Origin of the sequence: Occallatibacter sp. (genome assembly GCF_049802275.1) — a bacterium.
Classification (GTDB): Bacteria; Acidobacteriota; Terriglobia; order Terriglobales; family Acidobacteriaceae; genus Telmatobacter.
Window position 1 is genome coordinate 1 of the sequence record NZ_JBARMD010000621.1, and the last position, 2433, is coordinate 2433.

The window sequence follows — 2433 nt, forward strand, 5'->3', positions numbered from 1 at the left end:
GGAAGGCAACTGAAAATCCTGAAGCCTATTGACGAAGCCATCTAAAAAGGATGGTGAGCGAGTCGCCGGGCCGTAACGCAAGTAAACCCATATGGCCTCGAAAGTACTGAAATCCGAAGGCCGAGCCCTCACTTTTCGGGCGAAGGCAGCATGGAGCGTCGCAAGGACTGACGCGGCGAAACACTTCGGCGGGGTTGGTAGGGACAGCACGGTGACAAGGTCATGCTAAGCAACTGGAGAAACCCTCCTCGCCCCGTCGCGAAATCGGCGGAGCAGGGAAGCCGTATAACCGGTGACACCGGGAAGTCGGTGGAAGGCGAGAGGGACTCGGCCGGGTCTGTAGTAGCGAGGAAGCGGAGTAATGTCCGCAGAGCGAAGAGGCCCTGCTGTTTGTAATGGCTCTAACAAGAAGGGAGGCAAGGGCGAAATGATAAAAGCGCCTATCAGTTTGCAGGACCTGAGGAGGAGTCTATATGTCAAGGCGAAGGCAGAACTGTCTTGGCGTTTCTGGGGACTATACGTCCATGTCTGCAAGATGGAGACTTTGCGGGAAGCCTACCAGATGGCGAGTAGCAATGACGGGGCGCCGGGTATCGACGGGGTCACGTTCGAAGCCATCGAAGAAAGCGGGGCGGAGAGTTTTCTTGTGCAGATTCGGCATGAATTAGTTACCAACACGTATCAGCCCATGCCGGCACGGAAGAAGGAGATTCCAAAGGACGGCGGAAAGAAAGTCCGCATCCTGTCGATTCCCTCAATCCGTGATCGCGTGGTCCAGGGGGCGTTAAAGCTCATCCTGGAGCCTGTCTTTGAAGCGGATTTCCAAGAAGGGTCGTATGGATATCGACCGAAGCGGACGGCGCATGAAGCCGTAGCCCGTGTAGCTCGAGCGATCGTCGAAGAGAAGACACGCATCATCGATCTGGACCTAAGCGCCTATTTTGATAATGTTCAGCATTCGCTGCTGTTAGAGAAAGTGGCTCGGCGGGTTCAGGATGATGCGGTCATGCATTTGCTCAAGATGATTCTGAAGGCGACCGGGAAGAAAGGCGTTCCCCAAGGCGGTGTGATTTCACCTCTTCTCAGTAACCTCTATCTGAATGAGGTAGACCGGATGCTGGAGAAAGCGGTGGACACAACGCGAAGGGGCAAGTCAACCAATGTCCAGTATGCACGTTTTGCGGATGACATGGTGATCTTGATTGACGCTGAGCGGCGGAGTGACTGGCTGGTGAAGGCGATAGACAAACGGTTGCGCGAGGAGTTCGCAAAGCTCTGCGTTGCGATCAACGAGGACAAGAGTCGAATGGTGGATCTGAAGAAGGGAGAGAGCTTCACTTTCTTGGGTTTTGAATTTCGGCGTGTACTGAGCCTTCAGCGGAAGTGGCGACCCTACTATGCGCCCAAGCTGAAGAAGCGGACAGCGCTGTTTGAAAAGCTCAGAGAGGTCTTCCGAAAGCACGTCAGCTGGCCCGTCGAGGTTGTGATTGCGAAAATCAATACGATTCTGCGCGGCTGGGTGAACTACTTTCGGGTCGGTCATTCGAGTATTTGTTTTGGGGTTGTCAAGCGCTGGGTAGAGGAGAAGGTGCGGCGGCATTTGATGCGTGCCCGAGGCCGTCAAGGCTTCGGTTGGACGCGGTGGAGTAGCGAATGGCTATATGACCGGCTGGGGTTGTTTAACAACTATCAACTCGTTAGATGGTCAGGTGCGAAAGTCGCTCCTGCACGATAGGCCACATAACTCTTGGCACTAAGCAAACAGGTGCGCCCAGTGCGGGAAATCCGCACGCTGGGTGCGATGTGGCGGGGGCTGGAAACGGATTCACGGTTTGGCTATTGAGGCACTCCCAGAGGAAACGGGGAGCAACCGGCTAGGCTGGACCTTCGGAACACCGCGCCAGTCCTCGACCCGACCCCTACTCTTGAGGTTGGATTCAGGCGGATTGTCAAACTTCTGTGCACCGCGTTCTTCGCCGTCGAATCTAAGAATATACTTCGTGTGAGAACTGACTCATGACCTTTTGGATGGCACAGAAAGCCTCTGCCAATGCCGGAATGAAAATAAACATCGATTTGTCCTGCCTCATTCTGAGTGGACTCCTCTGCCTTACAAGCGCGGGTTGTCGCAGCGGCAAGTCCCAGACGGCCCCCGCCATACCTCCTCCACTGGTTAAGATCGCACTAGCAAAATCGCAGGATGTCCCAGTCTACCTGGACGAAATCGGTAGAAATACTGCGTTTGAATCCGTGACGGTGATGCCCCAGGTGGGCGGACAAATCGTCGAGCGGCACTTTCAGGACGGCACGGATCTGAAAAAGGGCGAACTACTGTTTGTCATCGATCCCCGGCCATTTCAGTACCAACTCGATGCCGCGCGCGCCGGCCTCGCCCAGCAGAAGGCGGCGCTGGATCTGGCCAGAATTCAATTC

1 protein-coding gene and 1 pseudogene are annotated in these 2433 nt (G+C 55.2%); both read left to right on the forward strand.

Translation table 11 applies throughout. The features are described from left to right. Positions 1 to 535: 535 nt before the first annotated feature. Positions 536 to 1735, forward strand: a complete 1200-nt coding sequence (gene ltrA / locus WA354_RS21030) for a group II intron reverse transcriptase/maturase (protein ID WP_472814981.1) — start codon at positions 536 to 538, stop codon at positions 1733 to 1735. A gap of 281 nt (positions 1736 to 2016) precedes the next feature. Beyond that, positions 2017 to 2433 (forward strand): annotated as a pseudogene (locus WA354_RS21035) (hypothetical protein); the annotation flags it as partial.